The 21,956-nt window shown below is 46.9% G+C and carries 11 protein-coding genes, 1 tRNA gene, 2 rRNA genes and 1 other annotated feature; of the genes, 1 reads left to right on the top strand and 13 read right to left on the bottom strand.

What is annotated here, in order from left to right; translation table 11 throughout:
• Positions 1 to 49: 49 nt before the first annotated feature.
• From DESACI_RS00805 to tyrS, 4 genes are all read right to left on the bottom strand, one after another.
• Positions 50 to 2,963: ribosomal RNA gene (locus DESACI_RS00805) — 23S ribosomal RNA — on the bottom strand.
• A gap of 131 nt (positions 2,964 to 3,094) precedes the next feature.
• Positions 3,095 to 3,170 (bottom strand) — tRNA-Ala (locus DESACI_RS00800).
• Between the two features lie 200 nt (positions 3,171 to 3,370).
• Positions 3,371 to 4,938, bottom strand: a 16S ribosomal RNA gene (locus DESACI_RS00795).
• The 16S and 23S rRNA genes sit together here with 1 tRNA gene alongside, the layout of an rRNA operon.
• 336 nt (positions 4,939 to 5,274) lie before the next feature.
• On the bottom strand, positions 5,275 to 6,543 hold the full coding sequence (gene tyrS, locus DESACI_RS00790) for a tyrosine--tRNA ligase (protein ID WP_014825258.1): 1,269 nt from the start codon (positions 6,541 to 6,543) through the stop codon (positions 5,275 to 5,277).
• A gap of 511 nt (positions 6,544 to 7,054) precedes the next feature.
• Here tyrS and DESACI_RS00780 point away from each other — a divergent pair.
• Positions 7,055 to 9,772, top strand: a complete 2,718-nt coding sequence (locus DESACI_RS00780; protein ID WP_014825257.1) for a transglycosylase domain-containing protein — start codon at positions 7,055 to 7,057, stop codon at positions 9,770 to 9,772.
• 172 nt (positions 9,773 to 9,944) lie between these two features.
• Here the strand turns inward: DESACI_RS00780 and DESACI_RS00775 are convergent, their stop codons facing one another.
• The 9 genes from DESACI_RS00775 to infC form a co-directional block, all read right to left on the bottom strand.
• Positions 9,945 to 12,311, bottom strand: coding sequence for an endonuclease MutS2 (locus DESACI_RS00775; RefSeq protein ID WP_014825256.1), 2,367 nt, complete (start codon positions 12,309 to 12,311; stop codon positions 9,945 to 9,947).
• Positions 12,312 to 12,428: 117 nt separating this feature from the next.
• A complete protein-coding gene (locus DESACI_RS00770) occupies positions 12,429 to 15,035 on the bottom strand; it encodes a U32 family peptidase (protein WP_014825255.1) in 2,607 nt (868 codons plus the stop codon).
• Between the two features lie 313 nt (positions 15,036 to 15,348).
• Positions 15,349 to 15,606 (bottom strand): cell division protein ZapA, encoded by a 258-nt coding sequence (locus DESACI_RS00765; protein WP_014825254.1) that lies wholly within the window; start codon positions 15,604 to 15,606, stop codon positions 15,349 to 15,351.
• Positions 15,607 to 15,648: 42 nt separating this feature from the next.
• Positions 15,649 to 18,054 carry a phenylalanine--tRNA ligase subunit beta gene (gene pheT, locus DESACI_RS00760; protein ID WP_014825253.1) on the bottom strand — a complete coding sequence of 802 codons (2,406 nt, stop codon included), beginning with the start codon at positions 18,052 to 18,054 and terminating at the stop codon, positions 15,649 to 15,651.
• 13 nt (positions 18,055 to 18,067) lie between these two features.
• Positions 18,068 to 19,090 (bottom strand): phenylalanine--tRNA ligase subunit alpha, encoded by a 1,023-nt coding sequence (gene pheS, locus DESACI_RS00755; protein WP_041276189.1) that lies wholly within the window; start codon positions 19,088 to 19,090, stop codon positions 18,068 to 18,070.
• Positions 19,091 to 19,546: 456 nt separating this feature from the next.
• A complete protein-coding gene (locus DESACI_RS00750) occupies positions 19,547 to 20,341 on the bottom strand; it encodes a TrmH family RNA methyltransferase (protein WP_014825251.1) in 795 nt (264 codons plus the stop codon).
• Between the two features lie 287 nt (positions 20,342 to 20,628).
• Positions 20,629 to 20,988 carry a 50S ribosomal protein L20 gene (gene rplT / locus DESACI_RS00745; RefSeq protein WP_014825250.1) on the bottom strand — a complete coding sequence of 120 codons (360 nt, stop codon included), beginning with the start codon at positions 20,986 to 20,988 and terminating at the stop codon, positions 20,629 to 20,631.
• Positions 20,989 to 21,015: 27 nt separating this feature from the next.
• A complete protein-coding gene (gene rpmI, locus DESACI_RS00740) occupies positions 21,016 to 21,213 on the bottom strand; it encodes a 50S ribosomal protein L35 (protein ID WP_014825249.1) in 198 nt (65 codons plus the stop codon).
• 21 nt (positions 21,214 to 21,234) lie between these two features.
• Positions 21,235 to 21,750 carry a translation initiation factor IF-3 gene (gene infC / locus DESACI_RS00735; RefSeq protein WP_014825248.1) on the bottom strand — a complete coding sequence of 172 codons (516 nt, stop codon included), beginning with the start codon at positions 21,748 to 21,750 and terminating at the stop codon, positions 21,235 to 21,237.
• 24 nt (positions 21,751 to 21,774) lie between these two features.
• Positions 21,775 to 21,905, bottom strand: a sequence feature (ribosomal protein L20 leader region).
• Positions 21,906 to 21,956: the final 51 nt, after the last annotated feature.

Raw genomic sequence — 21,956 nt, 5'->3', positions numbered from 1 at the left:
GTTTCGTCTTCTTCGGAAACACTGAGCCACGTTCCTGCCGTAGTTCAATTAGGTCAAGCCCTCGACCGATTAGTACCGGTCAGCTCCACACCTCACGGTGCTTCCACATCCGGCCTATCAACCTGATCTTCCTTCAGGGGTCTTACCAGCTCTCACTGTGGGAAATCTCATCTTGAGGCCGGTTTCGCGCTTAGATGCTTTCAGCGCTTATCCGATCCGAATATAGCTACCCAGCTGTGCCTCTGGCGAGACAACTGGTACACCAGTGATTCGTCCATCCCGGTCCTCTCGTACTAGGGACAGATCCTCTCAAATTTCCTGCGCCTGCGACGGATAGGGACCGAACTGTCTCACGACGTTCTGAACCCAGCTCACGTACCGCTTTAATGGGCGAACAGCCCAACCCTTGGGACCTACTACAGCCCCAGGATGCGATGAGCCGACATCGAGGTGCCAAACCTCCCCGTCGATATGGACTCTTGGGGGAGATAAGCCTGTTATCCCCAGGGTAGCTTTTATCCGTTGAGCGATGGCCCTTCCACTCGGTACCACCGGATCACTAAGCCCGACTTTCGTCCCTGCTCGACTTGTAGGTCTCGCAGTCAAGCTCCCTTTTGCCTTTACACTCTGCGCGCGATTTCCAACCGCGCTGAGGGAACCTTTGGGCGCCTCCGTTACTCTTTAGGAGGCGACCGCCCCAGTCAAACTGCCCGCCTGATACTGTCCTAATCCCCGATTCAGGGGACCTAGTTAGAACTTCAGTACAAAAAGAGTGGTATCCCACCGGCGACTCCACCAAGGCTGGCGCCCTAGCTTCTCTGTCTCCCACCTATCCTGTACATTTTATACCAAAATCCAATGTCAAGCTGCAGTAAAGCTCCATGGGGTCTTTCTGTCCTGTCGCAGGTAACCCGCATCTTCACGGGTATTACAATTTCGCCGAGTCCCTCGTTGAGACAGTGTCCAGATCGTTACACCTTTCGTGCGGGTCAGAACTTACCTGACAAGGAATTTCGCTACCTTAGGACCGTTATAGTTACGGCCGCCGTTTACTGGGGCTTCAATTCAAAGCTTCGCCTTGCGGCTAACCTCTCCTCTTAACCTTCCAGCACCGGGCAGGTGTCAGCCCCTATACTTCTCCTTGCGGATTCGCAGGGACCTGTGTTTTTGTTAAACAGTCGCCTGGACCTTTTCTCTGCGGCTCACCTTGCAGTGAGCGCCCCTTCTCCCGAAGTTACGGGGCCATTTTGCCGAGTTCCTTAACGAGGGTTTTCTCGCGCGCCTTAGGTTTCTCACCCCATCTACCTGTGTCGGTTTGCGGTACGGGCACCCAGTCACTCACTAGAGGATTTTCTTGACAGCTTGGAGTCGGTTACTTCGCTACTATGTTTCGCTCCCCGTCACGTCTCAGAGTTATCGCAGGGCGGATTTGCCTACCCTACCTCCTACTCGCTTGGGCGTGCTCGACCAACGGCACGCTTAACCTATCCTTCTGTGTCTCCCCATTGTTAATAACGCTTCTCGGTGGTACTGGAATCTCAACCAGTTGTCCATCACCTACGCCTTTCGGCCTCGGCTTAGGTCCCGACTTACCCTGGGCGGACGAGCCTTCCCCAGGAAACCTTAGATTTTCGGCGGACAAGATTCTCACTTGTCTTTTCGCATACTCATACCGGCATTCTCACTTCTAAACACTCCACCATTCCTTACAGAATGACTTCCCTGCATTTAGAACGCTCCCCTACCCCCTGCACGTAAACGTGCAAGCCATAGCTTCGGTGATACACTTGAGCCCCGTTACATTTTCGGCGCAGAACCACTCGACCAGTGAGCTATTACGCACTCTTTAAATGGTGGCTGCTTCTGAGCCAACATCCTGGTTGTCTGTGCAGTTCCACATCCTTTCCCACTTAGTGTATACTTTGGGACCTTAGCTGATGGTCTGGGCTGTTTCCCTTTTGACTATGAATCTTATCACCCACAGTCTGACTCCCAATCTTAAGACCATGGCATTCGGAGTTTGATAAGGTTCGGTAACCTGGTAAGGCCCCTAGCCTATTCAGTGCTCTACCGCCATGGTTCATCAATTGAGGCTAGCCCTAAAGCTATTTCGGGGAGAACCAGCTATCTCCGTGTTCGATTGGCATTTCACCCCTACCCACAGCTCATCCCCTGCCTTTTCAACGACAGTGAGTTCGGGCCTCCAGTGGGTTTTACCCCACCTTCACCCTGGCCATGGGTAGATCACACGGTTTCGGGTCTACAGCATGCAACTCGTCGCCCTTTTCAGACTCGCTTTCGCTTCGGCTCCGGCTCTTCGCCTTAACCTCGCTGCATACCGTAACTCGCCGGTTCATTCTACAAAAGGCACGCCACTACACCGAAGTGCTGTGACTGCTTGTAAGCGTACGGTTTCAGGTTCTTTTTCACTCCTCTTCCGAGGTGCTTTTCACCTTTCCCTCACGGTACTGGTTCACTATCGGTCGCTAAGTAGTATTTAGCCTTGGGAGGTGGTCCTCCCTGCTTCCCACGGGGTTTCACGTGTCCCGCGGTACTCAGGATTCCCTCACAGCACTCTGCTCTTTCGCTTACAGGAGTGTTACCTTCTTTGCTCGACCTTTCCAGATCTCTTCAGCTAGAACATTGTGCCTAAAAGAGGGTCCTACAACCCCAATCCCCGAAGGGATTGGTTTGGGCTCTTCCCGTTTCGCTCGCCGCTACTCAGGGAATCGATGATTCTTTCTCTTCCTCCGGGTACTTAGATGTTTCAGTTCCCCGGGTTGTCCTCGGCAGCCTATGTATTCAGCTGCAGATCACCGGATATGACTCCGGTGGGGTTGCCCCATTCGGGTATCCACGGATCAAAGCCTGCTTACGACTCCCCGTGGCATTTCGCTGTTAACCGCGCCCTTCTTCGACTCTTAGCGCCTAGGCATCCACCGTACGCCCTTAGTAGCTTGACCTAAAATCTATACTACATTAGGGTTTCTCAAAACTTCGTTGACACGTCGTTTTGAGGTGATGTTTCCTTTGACTTACTAGAAATTATTTCTCTATGCAGTTTTCAAAGAGCAAGAATTTTTACATAATAAAATGGTGGAGGTAAGCGGGATCGAACCGCTGACCTCTTGAATGCCATTCAAGCGCTCTCCCAGCTGAGCTATACCCCCACATCATATTGAGTTACCATTCCTGGTCTCTCAAAACTAAACAACAGCTTTGCCAATGAGTTGCCGATCCCTCGGCTTGAGCCTTGCGACTCTTTTTTGATCTCTTATTTAAAACTTAAGTTTAACCTTCGTTTTCTTCATAAGAGCATCGACCCATAGGATGTTCGTTTAAAGCCTAAGCTCTAAACCGTTCTCCTTAGAAAGGAGGTGATCCAGCCGCACCTTCCGATACGGCTACCTTGTTACGACTTCACCCCAATTATCGGCCCCACCTTCGACGGCTAGCTCCCTTGCGGGTTACCTCACCGGCTTCGGGTGTTGCAGACTTTCGTGGTGTGACGGGCGGTGTGTACAAGGCCCGGGAACGTATTCACCGCAGTATGCTGACCTGCGATTACTAGCGATTCCGACTTCATGCAGGCGAGTTGCAGCCTGCAATCCGAACTGAGACCGGCTTTCTCGGATTGGCTTCACCTCGCGGCTTCGCTTCCGTCTGTACCGGCCATTGTAGCACGTGTGTAGCCCAGGACATAAGGGGCATGATGATTTGACGTCATCCCCACCTTCCTCCGGTTTGTCACCGGCAGTCTATCTAGAGTGCTCACCTTGACGTGTTAGCAACTAAATACAGGGGTTGCGCTCGTTGCGGGACTTAACCCAACATCTCACGACACGAGCTGACGACAACCATGCACCACCTGTCTCTCTGCTCCCCGAAGGGCACCTCCCTATTTCTAGAGAGTTCAGAGGATGTCAAGCCCTGGTAAGGTTCTTCGCGTTGCGTCGAATTAAACCACATGCTCCACCGCTTGTGCGGGCCCCCGTCAATTCCTTTGAGTTTCAACCTTGCGGCCGTACTCCCCAGGCGGAGTGCTTATTGTGTTAACTCCGGCACAGGAGGGGTCGATACCCCCTACACCTAGCACTCATCGTTTACGGCGTGGACTACCAGGGTATCTAATCCTGTTTGCTCCCCACGCTTTCGCGCCTCAGCGTCAGTTACAGTCCAGAAAGTCGCCTTCGCCACTGGTGTTCCTCCACATATCTACGCATTTCACCGCTACACGTGGAATTCCACTTTCCTCTCCTGTCCTCAAGATACCCAGTTTCCGATGCACTCTCAGGGTTGAGCCCTGATCTTTCACACCGGACTTAAATACCCGCCTACGCGCCCTTTACGCCCAATAATTCCGGACAACGCTCGCCCCCTACGTATTACCGCGGCTGCTGGCACGTAGTTAGCCGGGGCTTCCTCCTTAGGTACCGTCATGTCTCCTCCATATTCCTGAAGAGACCGTTCTTCCCTAAAAACAGTACTTTACAATCCGAAGACCTTCATCATACACGCGGCGTTGCTCCGTCAGACTTTCGTCCATTGCGGAAGATTCCCCACTGCTGCCTCCCGTAGGAGTCTGGGCCGTGTCTCAGTCCCAGTGTGGCCGTTCACCCTCTCAGGCCGGCTACTGATCGTCGCCTTGGTAGGCCTTTACCCCACCAACCAGCTAATCAGACGCGGGTCCATCCATAAGCGATAGCATTTTCAGAGGCCATCTTTCCTTAAAAAGCGATGCCGCTTCTTAAGCGTATCCGGTATTAGCCCTCGTTTCCAAGAGTTGTCCCGGTTTTATGGGCAGGTTACCCACGCGTTACTCACCCGTCCGCCACTAAAACGCTCTCTAAGTAAACTTAGAGTTTGTTTCCGTTCGACTTGCATGTGTTAGGCACGCCGCCAGCGTTCGTCCTGAGCCAGGATCAAACTCTCCAAAAAAGTTATTCAACTTCTTCGTAAGAAGATGATTTCTTGCTCATGATTTCATGATTCTTTTGAAACTCTTGCGAGTTTCTCTCATTGGCTGTCCTTGTTGTTTAGTTTTCAAAGACCTGAATAATTAATCTGGATGTCTTGGAAGCCGCTACTTTTAAGTCTTTTGTTTTGCGGCACTTAAATATATTAACATTTGATTTTTATCTTGTCAACAATACTTTTACCGTTTTTTTGTACTTTTTTTTGGCCATTTGACTAAACATAACTACGGAACTGCAATATCTGCAGTTCCGTACAAATATGCTGCTCTATAATCTACGAATCTAGTTGTCCATAGAGTTACTGCATAAATTTAATTAGATAATAATTCTTTTTCCCTCGCCGCACAACAAGATACTTTCCATCTAGGCGTTCCAATTGTGGTACGGGAGTTTCCAAATCATTATAGCGAAGGTCATTAATATAAATAGCCCCATTCTCTATTGATTCTCTAGCCTGCCGCTTGGAAGAAACAACCCCCGCTTGAACTAACAAATCAACAAAGCTTATTTCAGGGCTTTCCAACTCAGCGGACGGCACATCGCTTAATCCTTCTTCGATCTCTGACGCCGATAAACCGTTTAATCCTCCTCCGAAAAGAGCATTTGTTATTTTTTCTGCCCGAAGCAGAGCTTCTTGACCGTGAACTAACTTTGTCACTTCAGCGGCTAAGGTCCGCTGGGCCTTTCTCTTTTCAGGCTCTCTTTCCAGCTCATCTGCTAAGGCTGAAATCTCAGCTAGCGATAAGAAGGTGAAGTATTTCAAGAACTTAACAACATCACGATCGTCTGTATTCAACCAAAACTGATAGAATTTGTAGGGAGATGTCTTGGCAGGGTCTAACCAAACTGCTCCGCCTTCTGTTTTTCCAAATTTGACTCCATCGCTTTTGGTGACAAGCGGCATCGTTAAACCATACATTTCCTTATCTTGGTCGACAGTGGTCCGCCGAATTAACTCAATGCCTGCAGTAATATTTCCCCATTGATCACTGCCTCCGACTTGTAGTTCACAGCCATGCAATTCATTCAACTTCATATAATCATAGGATTGTAAGATCATATAGCTAAATTCTGTATAAGAAATTCCTTTGCTCATTCGCGTTTCAACGGACTCTTTAGCCAACATAGTTCCTAAGGGAAAGTTCTTGCCGATATCTCTTAAAAATCCAATAACTTGCAAGGAACCGAGCCAATCATAATTATTGGCAATGATCGCCGGATTTTCCTTTCTTTCAAAATCTAAAAAACGGCTTAACTGAGCTTTAATCTTATCAGCCCATTCTTCGACAATTTCTTTAGGATTGAGCACTCTCTCCGAAACCTTACCGCTGGGATCACCAATCAAGCCGGTTCCGCCGCCCACCAAAGCAATAGGTTTATGCCCCGCTAACTGAAATCTCTTCAATATCAGGATTGGGAGCAAGCTTCCTATGTGTAAGCTGTCTGCCGTAGGGTCAAATCCACAATACAACGTAATAGGACTCGAAGCTAATCGTTTGCGCAACGCTTGTTCGTCCGTATGCTGATAAATAAGCCCTCGATCTTTTAAATCTTGAAACAGATCCATAATATTACCTCCAAAAAATATTTTAACCTTTTTACATTGAGATACTCATCTAATTGTGGTACCGAAAAGGTCTCATTACTGCTCAAAGCAAATAAGAATAAACGAAAAATAAATAAATCCCCCAACAAACGTTGAGGGACGAAAATACTCCGCGGTACCACCCACATTGATGCCGTTCTCTTTAACGGACACCCAGCTCTGTAGCGCTAACGGAACTACTCCGAGAGTTTTTAACTCTAGTCTTGAGGTGTATCGCTTGGTTTCCGGGACGGTTTGCACCTTACACCGTCTCTCTGCAGCCTTCAGCCAAGTTCTTTCTCAATCATACCATTCACTTTATAAGCTTTTGTTAGCATATTATACCTTTTCTAAGCCCGACTCGCAACTGACCGAATCAGATATCTGTACACCTATATTGAATTACAATTTCCTTAGAATTGCAGAAGTATGATATAATTCAAGGAATTATATCATCTATTTAAACCTCATATTTACTAGAGGAGGTTCAATCATGCCGTCTCGGAAATCAAGAAATACTCGTAAAAAACGTCCGTCAAGACTTCGATTAGTTATTTTGTCTCTTGTCAGCATCATACTCTTGGCCATCATTGGCGGAGGGATTTTTGTTGGAATTGTTGCCTTACATACTCCTAAATGGGATCCCAGTACACTAAGCAACCAACAACAAACTTCCTATATCTATGATAAAAACAATGTACAAGTTGCTCAGTTATACGGTGTCGTTAACCGTCAGGTTGTTCAATCCTCTCAAATTCCAGATCTCGTTAAAAAAACGTTTGTGGCGGTAGAAGACAAACGTTTCTATCAGCATTTTGGCATTGACCCCATTAGAATCATTGGTTCAGCACTCAATGACATTCGCTCAGGAAGCGCTAAGGAAGGGGCAAGCACCATCACAGTTCAGCTTGCCAGAAATGCTTTCATTGAAGATCCCACGGCTAAAACCCTAACACGCAAAATACAAGAAGCGATTATAGCCCTTCAATTGGAGCATGAATACACCAAAGATGAGATTCTAACCTTCTATCTTAATAAAATCTTTTTAGGCGAATCATCCTTTGGGATCCAAGCCGCTGCAAAAACATATTTTGGGGAAGATCTCAAGGATCTGACGCCGGATCAGATCGCTCTCTTAGCAGGTCTTCCCCAAGCCCCCAGTCAATATAATCCCTATATCCATCCTGAAGCTGCCAAAAACCGTCGCACCATTGTGCTCGGAGTTATGAAAGATGCCGGATTGATCACGGCCAGCCAATACAACGAATATAAAGATGCTCCCTTTACTTATGTGGATTCCAAGAAAAAACAAGGCGGTGCTGGGAATACTACGACAGTATCCAGCACAAATTACAAATACCCTTATTTTATTGACTATGTTGTAGAAGAACTGGAAACAGCCTATAACTTGACTCCTGATCAAATTTACAGCGGTGGTTTAAAGATATATACAACCATAGATACAAAAATCCAGAGCGCCGCCGAATCTGCTTTTGCAGACCCTGCAAATTTCCCGAAAGGAATTGATAACACAAAGATTCAGGGCGCTATGACAGTTATCGATCCCACTTCCGGCGGAATACTGGCAATGGTCGGCGGACGAGACTATACCACCCGCGGGTTGAATAGAGCCTGGCAATCTAAGCGGCAGCCCGGATCAACGATTAAGCCCTTGGTTGTTTATGGTCCGGCTATTGAAAAAGGCGGATATTTCCCCGGAACAGTTCTCGATGATATGCCAGTCAGTTATAATGGCGGAAACGGTAAGGCTTGGACCCCTACTGATTTTGACACCATAGACAAAGGATGGAAGGGCTTAATTACGATGCGTTACGCCCTGGAAGATTCCGTTAATGTCTATGCAGTGAAACTCCTTAATCTCATCGGGGTAGATTATGGATGGAAATTTGGCAAAGACGACCTTGGCCTGCCTCTCGAACAAAAAGATAAGGTCTTAAGCTTAGCTCTTGGAACACCGGAAGTAAGTACCTTAGATATGGCCTCAGCCTATGGAGTTTATGCCAACAACGGAGTTAAAGTCACGACTCACGCCATCGTAAAAGTCAATGACGCTAATGACAACACGATTATTACCCCTAAAATTTTAAAGAACCGAGTTATGAAAGAAACGACAGCCTATATTATTAACAATATGCTGCGCAGTGTTGTAACCGACGGTACAGGCTACAGCGCCCAAATAGGGAACTGGGCTATTGCCGGAAAAACAGGGACCACATCTTTAGACCCGGATAAATACGGCAATAAGTCTGGAAATCCGGATGCCTGGTTTGCCGGCTATACTCCCAATTTTGCGGGAATCGTCTGGATGGGATACGATTCTGACCCGGATGGTCAGCATTATTTACACAATGTTTATGGCGGTAGTTATCCAGCTCAAATCTGGAAGAAGGTCATGACTGTGGCCCTCCAAGATCTCCCAGTTCAAACGGAGTTTAAAGAACCGGCAGGTATTGTCAGCGGACAATTCGATACAAAATCAGGACTTCTTCCCAGCACTTTGACTCCACAGCAATTCATCTCTACTGAAATTGCTGCCCAAGGGGATTTTCCTACTCGTGTAAGCGATGTTTGGGTTCAAAAAAATGTGGATGCAGATAACCCTAACGTCTTAGCAAATGCTGCAACCAAAAACGTCGTCACGAAGGTATTCCTTAATTTGCCCGATCGCAGCCCCTCTTGGCCGTGGCCGCCAAGTGAAGCACCATATAGACCTCCCAGCGGCATAGGGTTAGATAATACAACCGCTCCGGGCTCAACCACCCAAAATACGGCACCCGATTCAACGAATCCGGATTCGACACCTGCTAATTCAGCTGCAGCTAATTCATCCGGGAGTAATTCCAATACTGCCCCCCAAGTAGATCCCACTCTTTCCACTCTCCCCAAACCTGCTCTTGGTCAAGTGAAGTACGACCCCAAAACCTATACTGCAGTTATCCCCATGACAATCCCTGCTAACAGCGAAAATGATTCAACAATTTTTTACCTTCAACGCTCGGGTCAGTCTACCGTAGAAAGCTTCTCCATAAATGCCTCCCACACTCAAAAGACCTCTATTTCCATCTCTCTTGCAGACAACGGAAAGCCTCCCATTCCCGGAGACTATCTCTTCTGGGCAGCTTTCAAAAACCCGAATGGGACAGGTGTTGGGCCATCTTCAGATAGCGTAAAATTAACAATAACTGACTAGCAACGGCTGGCAATCAGCCGAATAAAGAAAACTTAGCTGGCGCTCGTAGACACTGTCTTCGCACGAATTAGCTCTTCTTGCAGTATACACCCAAAGGTTATACTTTCTGATAGTACTAAAAAAGATGACACCAATCTTGGTTGGTGTCATCTTTTTACAACCTTTTGGCAAATCATTTCAACTCTACGACAGTGACGCCCGAGTCTCCTTCACCATATTCTCCAAGCCTAAAGCTCCGTACATGGGGATGCCCTCGTAGAAAGTCTTGAATTCCTGCCCGCATGGCACCTGTTCCTTTGCCATGAATCACATAGACCAAACCGATGCCACCCAGAACCGCATCGTCGAGAAACTTATCTAATACTTCAGTGCCTTCTTCTACCAACATGCCCCTCAGATCGATCTCCGCTCGAATCTCCTCTGCCTTTTGCAGTCCAAGGCTATTCCCTTTGCGGGAACTTTTAGGGGGAGATACCTTTTCTTCACGAACCAACTTCAGTTCGGCTAACGGCACCATTACCTTCATAATACCCGCTTGGACAAGGACTTCACCGCTGGCATTCGGGAGCTTCAGGACCTGCCCTTTCTGTCTGAGTTTTGTCATCAGTACCGTCTGTCCCAGCATAATTTGATCCGCAGATAAACCACTGCCGGTCTGCTTAACCGCCCGTCCTTTATCAAGCTTATTGGAGATTCGACGAAATCCTTGGCGAGCTTTTTCAATATCCTGTTGCTGCTTAGTCTCCTTCTTAAGAGCTTCTTTCAGCTCAGCTATAATGGCTTCCGCTTCACGCTTTGCTTCTCGAACAAGCTCAGCGGCTTCCTCTTTCGCCAGGGTCATCAAAAGGTCATAATCCTCATCCAAACGCTGTGATTTTTCTTCCAGGGCTTTCGTTTGTTGTTCCACAGCTTGCCGTCCTGATTGAACCTTTTCTTTTTCTAACTCAATTTCCCGGTGCGTCTCACCCAAATTTTCAATAAGATCGGCAACCTGCATTTCCCGCTCGGTCACAAATGTATTTGCCCGTTCAAGGACTCCTTCACTTAATCCTAACCTTCTGGCAATGGTAAAGGCATTGCTTTTACCCGGAATCCCAATCAACAATCGGTATGTCGGGCGCAGGGTCTCCGTATCAAATTCCACAGAAGCATTTTTTACACGGGGAGTTTCATAGGCAAAGGTTTTTAACGCTCCATAATGGGTGGTAGAAACGGTTCTGCACCCTCGCGAATGCAGTTCCGCGAGAATGCCCATAGCCAAAGCTGCACCCTCTGTCGGGTCTGTTCCGGCACCTACTTCATCGAGCAAAACCAAGGACCGTTCATCGGAGCGATCAATGATTTCAACTATATTTTTCATATGCCCCGAAAAGGTACTTAACGATTGCTCAACGCTTTGTTCGTCCCCAATATCCGCAAAAATTTGGCTAAAAACCCCCATACTGGAGTTGCTCTCCGCCGGGATATGCAGACCGGATTGAGTCATCGCCGCCATAAGCCCGATAACCTTCAAGGCCACTGTTTTTCCTCCGGTATTCGGCCCGGTAATGACTAAAGTATCAAACCCGATTCCTAATTCAACGGAGAGGGGAACAACTTTACCGCCAATCAAAGGATGTCGTGCTTGAATAAGCTTCAATTGTTGTTTTTCAACTAATTCAGGGGCCCCTGCATTCATGGACACACTTAAATTAGCTTTGGCCAGAACAAAGTCAAGTTTGGCTAGGGCTTCATGGAGGTCTGCCACTGTTTCTGCCCGTGTCTCAACCTGGGCGGAGAGCATTTGCAGAATGCGCTGAACCTCCCGCTGTTCCTTAAGAACCACTTCACGCAGTTCATTACCCAATTGAACAACCGGCATAGGCTCAATAAACAGAGTTGCTCCACTGGCTGATTGATCATGGACTATACCTGGAAAAGCCCCACGATATTCCTGTTTGATGGGAATAACATAACGATCTGAGCGCTGAGTGATGATCGGGTCTTGGAGCATTTTTTGATAGGCGGGGTTACGCAGGGTCCCTTCCAAGCTCTCTCGAATTCTGTTTTGCAAACGATAAATAGCACGCCGCAATTCTGCCAATTCGGGGGATGCATTGTCTGCCACCTTCCCATCCTCAGCAATGCAACGGGAAATCTCATCTTCCAAAGCCTTTTGGGGTTCGATAGAAAGACTGACCTCCCATAGTCTAGGAAATTCCTCTTGGGATTCCTGGAAAAACTGTTTTAACCTTCTTCCAACCTGTAAGGTATCCCGAATCTCAAGCAGCTCCTCGCCGTGAATAACCCCTCCGAGCAAGCAGCGCTCAAGGTAAGGCCGTATCTCCTTAGCACCACGGACAGAAAAAAGCGGATTGCCCCGGATAAGATTTTTACCTTCATCCGTTTCTTGGAGTCCAAAATGCACCTCTTCCCAATCAACTTTCGGAGTTAACCCCTCGGCTAATTCTTTGGCCCTTGGCAGCAGGCAATATTCACCTAAACGTGCCAAAACCTTGGGAAAATCCAATTTATTTAAAACCTTATCTTCGATTCCCATAGTTCCTGGTTTTCTCCTCCTCAAATACACTAAAACGCAACTACCTCAGTAACACACGAATTTTACTTTCGTCTTTAGATTAGAGACTCAAGAGAACTACTCATCATAGATCTGTATTTACAAAACGCCTCTGAAAAAATGGCCCTTCGTAAAACCTTGCGCGAACATAGAGGTTAACTCCGCCATACCTTCATCCGCTGTCCACTGGGTCCGTTTTCCAAGCTGCTGCGTATTCCAAGCCTCAAGAAATAAACGAATAATCCGCTTAACTTGTTCAGAAGATTGACGGGTTAGCTGTAAACGTATATTGGAGACGCCCATCCGTTTAAGCTGAGGCAATTCCTCATACAAATTTAAGACTTTGACATTATATAGATGCATCCTGCATTCCTGATCTGTTTCCAACGGGAAATCATAGCCCAAGCGATCTCGCAGATAATGACGTTCCTTGACACAGGCTCCCGAACAATGATTTCCTTGTTTACCGCCCAAAGTCGAGCCTACGGGACAGTATTCACTGACCATCATTTCCAAATCGCCAAAAACCAAATACTCTATACTTCCCCATTTTGCTAAATGAGCCAACTGTTCATGATGTAATTCGGGAGACAAGGTCACCCTTTGAGCACCTAAACGCAAAAAGTGGGCAAGGCCTGCTTCGTTAAATACGTTTAAGGAATAATCTGTTTCAAAGGGCCAGTCCGGATCTAAAGAATGCAGGATTTCCAATTCCCCGAGATTCGAGACCATGACTTTGGGCTTTTTAGTCCAATGCGCGGCTTGTTTAAGCTCTGACAAAAGTGTTAAGCTTTGAGCCTCGTTCAAGACCCTTGGCAGCCGCCACACACAATCAATGGCTTCTTTACGGCATATTTCAAACCCCGCTCGTATTTCTTCCATTTTAAAACCTCGACGCGAGCGCCAGTGTTCTCCACCAATGAGAACTCTTCTTGCTCCTGCCTCCAGAGCAGCATGAAGACTTTCCGGATCACTCACAGCCACAGAGACTTGGGGGACATCTTTCGTTTCCGAACCGGACCTTTCTTTCTCCAGTCGATCTTTCCACACGGCAATTCTTTGTCTGTAAACAGTCCGATCCACTGTCGGCCGAGTGGTTTCCCTGAGAAGTTCCTCTACGGCCATTCGACGCATTTCGTTAAGATCACTCACGGGCAGCATCAAGCCCTCATCAACTTCCACCTCCAGCTGATCAAGCCAGAAAGGTGTCGTTCCTAATCTTCCAAGCTGCTGATAGGCATATTCCCAAGTCAATGGCCGCTTCAAAGCCTTCTGTGCCGGATTAGCCGAATATACCTTAACTCTCCGCGGACCCTCGTTCACCTCTAAAATCATTTTATCGCCAATATGTCCGCTCAAGACCATTGTTAAGGGGCGTTTGCGTTGTTCATTACCCTCTTGGAAGCTTTCACGAGCCTTTTCCATCAGTTTTACGTCGTTTGTTTTAAAAACCCGGTCCCCAGGATGGGCTATTGCTGAAAATTCGATCTGAACAATTTCTCCGGGCAATCCTTCATCATGCTGATTACCGTCCTTCCAAATAGTCCCGACGGTAATTCCTTCCCGCCCCCGTCCAGTCCAGAATTCAATCCCATCACCAGTGTGAATAACAGCCTCCAGTTTAAGTGCTAACCGTCCCCCCTTGAGGCCAACCACTCTTCCAAGGCGTGTCCCCCGATTGTTCGGACGACTGTAGCTCATCAAATTGGCACCGGGGTTTTCTTTTAAATATCCCTTGGTAAAATCCCGGTTGAAAATCTGCAATAATTCTTGATGCTCCTCGTCAGTGAGCAGTGGGCTATCCTCCTGTTGATGTTCAATCCGGTCAAGGGCCTGCCTATAAAGCCTAATTACCGTAGCCACATACTCCGGACGTTTCATGCGTCCTTCTACTTTCAGGGAATAAACACCGATACGCTCTAATTCAGCTAATTCCTCCACTAACTTTAAGTCCTTAGGGCTTAATAGATGTTCACCCAGGTTTTTATCTGCCAATAGATTCTTACGATCCTGACCAACAAGTTGGTAGGTCATGCGGCAGGGCTGGGCGCAAGTACCTCGATTCCCGCTCCGTCCGCCAATAAAGCTGGACATCAAACACTGTCCTGAATAACATATACAGAGAGCTCCATGAACAAAAACTTCAAGGTCTAAGGGCGTGTTCTCAGCCAAGGTCTTCATTTCAGCTGCTGAAGTTTCTCTGGCAAGGACGACCCGGCGGAAACCAAGGTTTTCCAAATGTTGAACACCCCATGTGTTATTTATCGTCATTTGCGTGCTGCCATGCGTTTCCATTTCCGGCAAAATAGCTTGAATGAGAGCCGCGACCCCTAAGTCCTGTAATATTACTGCGTCCACGCCAGTCTCATACACCGCATAAAGATAGTCCATCAATTCTTTAAATTCTTGATCTGCAATTAATATATTAACCGTAAGGTACACCTTAACCTGACGCTGGTGAGCATAGCGAACGGCTTTACGCAGTTCCTCCATATCAAAATTAGCGGCACTTGCCCGAGCGCTAAAACTCTTACCTCCTAAGTAAACTGCATCGGCACCGTTTTCCACAGCCGCTTTAAAGGCTTCAAAACTCCCTGCAGGTGCCAGAAGCTCAAGAGGGCGTTTTGGGGTTTCTATTGTTTCTATTGTTTCTGTTGTTTCCGTTGTTTCCGTTGTTTCCTTTATTAGTTCTCTGAGATTGTCCATGAAATATTCGCTCCACCCTCAATATCTTGTTCATTGGTATTAAACTTACTTTATTATAATTGTTTAGCCCCGATATGTACAATTCCCATACTCTCCCACAATATTTCCATGAGTTTTGGCACCAACTTTAGGATGATCCCTCTCTCCTCCCCAGACCAAAACTGTCCAGGAAAATTAATCCTCTATCATTTACTTAAAGAATTCTTAGAAGCAAAGTTCTTATAAAATTTAACACTACTTCATAAGAATTTTACTCAAACGCCGCAATTTCAAAGGCACCTGGTAGTCCCAGGTGCCTCATACATCATCCTTGTTAATCTGTCTTTTCACCCAGCAGCTGCATTAGAGTTTCCTGTTCCTCTCGCAGCTTAGCAAGATCATCTGCCAAATTGAGAGCTGTTAACACCGCAATTTGATGAATGTTTAAACGAGGGAGCCGCTGGGAAATTAAACGCATCTTTTTGTCCACTTCGTGAGCCAAACCTAGAATGTATGCTTCTGTTCCTTCACCGCGGACCACATGCTTCTCTCCAAAAATTTCGACGGCAATTTTGACAGATTCTTGAGTCACACTTTTCCCTCGCTCTCTCTTACTGCTTTGCTGGAATGCTTTCTATTTTCGCCATTCCGCGTCAAATTCCTGCTGAATTCCCTCTAAAATGCGCGAATTCAAGGCATTTACTTCCTCATCAGTTAAGGTTCGTTCCAGAGATTGGTACCTTAAGGAAAAAGCGAGACTTTTGCGGCCTTCCGGAATAGACTTACCTGTATAGACATCAAATATTTCCACATTCTGCAATAGTTCTCCCCCAAGCTTGCGAATCCTAGTCATCACCGCTGCCGCTGAAGTCTCTAAGGATACTACCACTGCCAAATCCCGATTGATGGCGGGAAAGCGCGGAATGGATTGAGCGCGCACAACCGGCCGCATGTGCTTAAATAAAGCACCTAAATCTAATTCGAAGAGTACTGCTTTCTCCAAAGCCCATTCTTTTTCTTGGGCAGGATGAAGCTCGCCCAAAAAGCCAACACATTCCTTGTGAAGGTAGATATCTGCAGAACGACCAGGATGTAGGAGAGGACGTTTTTCAGGCACTCGATAGTCAAATTTAAGTCCAAATTCCTGAGCAATTTCCTCCAATATCCCTTTGAGGTAGTAAAAATCATACTGGACTGCTGAATTTAGCCAATGCCGGCCGCTTTTCCCAACGGCAACCCCAGCTACCTGCAATACTTCACGAGGGAGCCGGCGCAGCGGTTTCTCCTCTCCCCAATACGTCATCCCAACTTCAAAAATACTCACCACCGTATTGCGCCGAGCGACGTTCTTTGCTGCGACCTCTAATAGTCCGGGAACCAGCGACGTACGCATTACGCTAAGTTCTTCCCTTAAGGGATTGAGTAAGGGAATGGAATGCTGAGCGCTCCCCCATTGAGCATCTCTGGCAGCACCTGTGAAGGTATAAGTCATTACCTCATCCATTCCGGATTGGACAAGTACCCTGCGCAGCCGACGGCGAAACTCTTGTTCCGCTGTCCTTCTTCCCTGGGTCGTATCTCCTTGCGGCAAGGTTGTAGGGATTAAATCGTAACCTCTTAGACGGGCAACCTCCTCCATGAGATCTTCCTCAATCTCCAAGTCCGCCCGATAGGTTGGAATCTCCACATTAAAGAGATTTTCCTTTTCCTCGAACTTAAAGTTCAGGTTTTCCAGGACTTGTCGAACGTCTGAATTCTTCAATTCCAAGCCGAGAACAGTGGCAGTATGCTCTACCGAAAGGCTGATTTGACGTCGAGGAGGGAGAGTTTTCAGCTCATCAAGCAATGCCACCGGGCGCCCTGCCCCTAATTCAATCAGCAATTCGCACACTCGGCCTAACGTTGCAACACAGCCGTAAGGATTAACACCCTTTTCGAACCGGTTTGAGGCTTCGGACCTAAGTCCCAGCCTGCGGCTTGTTCTGCGTACACTCACTCCCGAAAAATGAGCGGACTCGATTAATAAACGCTTTGTTTCCTGCGTTATTTCACTGTCGAAACCACCCATAACACCCGCAACTCCCAAAGCTTCCCGATCATCGGCAATAAGCAGGGTATCCGTCTGAAGGGAACGTTCGACCCCATCGAGGGTAACTAGTTTCTCTCCTGCCTTGGCTGTGCGGACATGAATATTCCCCTTAATCTTATCCCGATCAAAGGCGTGTAAGGGTTGCCCCATCTCCAACATACAGTAGTTTGTAATATCGACAATATTACTGATAGGCCGAACTCCGGCTGCCTTAAGTCTCCGCTGCATCCACTCAGGAGAAGGGCCAATATGAACATCCTCAACAACTAAAGCGGCGTAGCGCCAGCATAAGTCTTCCTCTTCAATAATTATCTGAAAATCCCCGGCAGCGGGAAGGTCCAATCCCTTCGTTTTATCAGCCCATTTCGGCAAATGCGGCTGTTTTCCGGTAAGGGAGGCCACTTCGCGAGCCACATTGACCATTGCTAAACAATCGGGGCGATTCGGATAAAGTTCCAAGTCCAAAACACTGTCTTCCCGCCCAAGATATTTACCGAAGTTCTCTCCTAGGGGTGCATCAGGAGGCAGGACCAAAATACCTCCTTCACTGCGCGCCAAGCCTACCGAATTATCAAGGAGAAGCTCTTCGCGGGAGCAGAGCATCCCTTCGGAAACGACCCCTCTGAGCTTTGACTTGCGAATCGATAAGTCATTAGGCAAGACAGCACCAATCATGGCAACAGGAATTTTATCTCCCTCCTGCAAATTCTGGGCACCTGTAACGATAGTAACCTTTCCTTCACCTACATTTACATCGCAAACCCATAGTCTATCGGCATCAGGATGCTTCGTGAGAGAACTAATTTCCCCAATGACTACTTTTTCAAATCCCTTACTAAGATTCTCAACATTTTCTACTTCAATTCCGCCCCTGGTTAAGGTTTCCGCCAACTCTTCGGCGTTCTGATCGACATCCACCAGTTGGCGAAGCCATTCCATACTAACTTTCATGGTCTTTCCCCCCTTAAAACTGCTGCAAGAAGCGTAAATCATTGTCAAATAAAAGTCTCATATCCTCTATTCCGAATTTCAGCATGGCAATTCTCTCCACACCCATGCCAAAAGCAAATCCTGTAACATCCTTGGGATTATATCCACCCATTTCCAAGACTTTGGGGTGTACCATTCCTGACCCTAATATTTCAATCCACCCTGTACCCTTGCAAAGGCGACACCCCGCTCCTCCGCAAAGCATGCAGGAAACATCAACCTCAGCGCTGGGCTCAGTAAATGGGAAAAAGCTGGGCCTTAAGCGAATTTCCCGAGATTCACCAAACATCTGACGAGAGAAATTCAGCAGAATTCCTTTAAGATCAGACATTCGAATCCCCCGATCCACCATAAGTCCCTCAACCTGATGGAACATCGGAGAATGTGTGGCATCGTCGTCATTACGATAAACTGTTCCAGGAGCGATAACCTTTACAGGCAAATGGGGGCGAAGTTTCTCCATGGTTCGGATCTGTACGGGAGACGTTTGAGTCCGCAGCAATATTTCTTCCGTAATGTAAAAAGAGTCCTGCATTTCCCTGGCCGGGTGATCTTTAGGAAGATTTAAGGCCTCGAAATTGTAATAATCCGATTCAATTTCCGGTCCCTCAGCAATCTGGAAGCCCATGCCCAGGAAAATATCTTCAATCTCTTCAACAACTTGAGTTAAAGGGTGATAATGTCCGCGGGTAACATGACTGCCGGGCAAGGATATGTCGATGCGTTCCGCTGCTAACCGTTTTTCTAAAGCGACAGCCTCTAACTCACCACTCCGTTCGTCCCAGGCTTTTTCCAAGCGGCTGCGCATCTCATTAACTACTTGCCCCATAATCGGACGCTCTTCAGGGCTTAAACTGCCCATTTGGCGCAGCAAGGCGGTTAAGGTTCCTTTCTTGCCAAGCACCTTCACTTTAAGCTCCTGAAGTGCTTCTGACTTATCCAATTGCTGCAATTCGCGCAAAGCCTCTTCTCCAATGCGAAGTATTTCTTTCTTCAAGTCAACCATCCCTTCCGAATTCTCAAACTTCCTGAATCTGTCGATACTACAACCTTATCCATTTCTCGCCATCCCGAAGGTCTCCAGTGGAGAGTATGCACTTGTTTGGCATCAGAGACACTCGACCAATGCACACTGCAGAAGTATGCGAAATAATAAAAACGCCCAATCCCCTAATAGGGACGAGCGTCATTCTCGCGGTACCACCCTGGTTTGGCTTTTTCTGCCACACTCATGTTCCTGATAACGGAGGAAACCGTACCTTCCTACAGATCAGAAGGCCACTCCTAGGCGAACTTTAACCTCTTACTCTAAGAGGAGGATATTTTCTTAGCAGGCTTACAGTCTTCGGCCTGCCTCCCTGTGAAGAAAAGCATCCTTTTTACCCAATCATCGCTTATATTTTATAATCCATCAACATTTTCTCACGTTATTATAGCATAGCATCCTTGGAAATTACAAGAAATCCCTTTGACGTACGATCTCGTACAAGAGAATTCCCGCAGCCATAGCTACATTAAGGGATTCTACGCTCTGAGCCATAGGAATTGTCACTCTTTCAACGTCCGCATTGCGAAAGGAACGAGAAGGTCCATTTCCTTCATTGCCAACAAGCAAAGCCAGGGGGCCATTCTTTAAATTGGCCTGGTAAAGGACTCTCCCTTTCGTATCTCCCATAAATACTCTTAAACCTTTTTCTTGGCAGAAAACCAACACGTCATCAGGAGAAAGGTTTGAGAGAATTACCAAAGAAAAAATTGCCCCCATAGTGCTGCGCAGCACTTTGGGATTATAAACATCGACAGTCCCGGAAGTTAAGCAGATATAGCGAACTCCGGCAGCTAACGCTGTGCGGAGAATTGTCCCCAAATTTCCCGGGTCCTGAACTCCGTCTAAGATAAGAAACACCGACCCCTTGTCAAGTACAACGTCTTCCCAAGTATACTTTATTTGCTGAACTACCGCCAAAATCCCTTGCGGTTCTTCGGTGGAACACATCTTACGCAAAACGCGGTCATCTGTTTCTTCAAAGGGGATATTCCGGGCCAGTAATCCCTCTCTTAGGGATTCCCAATCCGATGGATTCCGCTTGGAACTAACATATACTTTTTTTAACGGAGCATTCCTATGTACGGCCTCTTCAACAAATCGCCATCCTTCTATGACATAGAGCTGTGTCTCGTCGCGAACTTTCCGTCGCTGTAAAGAAGCAACAAATTTCACCTGTTCATTTTGTAAGGACTCCAGCACAGTTCCACCTCCAAAGGCATAAGGACCACCTTTAGGATAGATATTGTCTATCCATTAGCAAGGTTAATTATAAAATTCGACCGAGCTTTAGCCGTTCAAAGCCTAAAAGTACAACCTTTCAGGTCGTATAAAGAGAAAACTTGGCAGGCGGCTGCCTAGTTGCACTTATGCTAGAGGACGAAGGCACTGTCTTTGCACGTATTAACTCTTCTTGCAGTATACAACCGAAAGTTATACTTTCCGATAGTATAAAAAGAGGATGCTATCGCATCCTCATCGCTCGGCAATTAGCCGTTAATTTGAACTTTCGCGACATTTGCAATTTCAGTAAACGCAGCTGCATCACTGATTGCTAGTTCTGCTAACATCTTACGGTTTACTGTAACGCCGGCCTTCTTCAAGCCATTCATTAAACGGCTGTAGGAAATACCATTCATACGTGCGGCAGCATTAATTCTTGCAATCCAAAGCTTACGGAAGTTAGCTTTGTTGTCTTTTCTATGAGCATAAGAATAGGCTAAAGATTTTAAAATTTGTTCATTCGCGGGGCGGTAAAGCTTGCTTTTCCCACCGCGATAACCTTTCGCCAATTTTAAGATCTTTTTATGTCTATGATGTTTTGTCATGCCTTTTTTAACACGGGCCATCCCAAAAACCTCCTTTTAACTGCAACTTTATAGATAAGCGATCAAGTTTTTAATTCTCTTAACATCAGATTTGTTCATAACCACAGCTTTGCGTAAATTACGTTTTCTTTTCGGAGATTTCTTCTCCAGAATGTGGCTAGTAAAGCCGTGCATACGGACAATTTTACCTGTTCCGGTTTTTTTGAAGCGCTTAGCCGCACCACGGTGAGTTTTCATTTTAGGCATTTGAGTATCCCCCTCTCGGTATTAGTCATGTTTAATGGAAGCTAAAATCATAATCATATTGCGGCCCTCAAGTTTAGGTTCACGCTCTATGCTAGACTCTGCTTTGCAAAATTCGGCAAGTCTGAGGCAAAGTGTTTTTCCCAGTTCCGGGTGAGTAACTTCCCGCCCCCGGAACATAATTGTAACCTTCACCTTGTCCCCTTCACTTAAGAAACGTTGAGCACTGCGGGCTTTGGTTTCAAAGTCATGGTCCTCAATGTTGGGACGCAGCTTGACTTCTTTGATTTCCATGCTTTTTTGCTTTTTACGGGCTTCCTTGTCCTTCTTCGCCTGCTCATACTTATACTTGCCATAATCCATTAGTTTGCAGACCGGCGGTTTGGCCGTCGGTGCGATCTCTACGAGATCTAAAGACTTCTCGACTGCTAGGTTCAAGGCATCTCGAACCGCCATAATTCCAAGTTGTTCTCCTTCTTCCCCAACAAGACGGACCTCCCTAACCCGGATTTCGTCATTGAGTCTTAAGTCCTTGCTAATAAGAAACCACCCCCATAAAAATCAGCCAATAGAAAAAGACGGATGTATACCACCCGTCTTCTAAACAATCATGAGCACATATTTAGCCCAAGCCCAGAAGATACCTTACCGACTTTAGCCGTAAGGTGAGAAGCGGATGGCTTCTACTTGACAACGAACATTGTATATCAACTCTCCAACTTTGTCAACTCTATTAAACTTTTTGC

This window comes from Desulfosporosinus acidiphilus SJ4, assembly GCF_000255115.2.
Taxonomy (GTDB): Bacteria; Bacillota; Desulfitobacteriia; order Desulfitobacteriales; family Desulfitobacteriaceae; genus Desulfosporosinus; species Desulfosporosinus acidiphilus.
The sequence above is the reverse complement of the archived record's forward strand: the minus strand, read 5'-3'. Positions and strand labels throughout refer to the sequence as shown.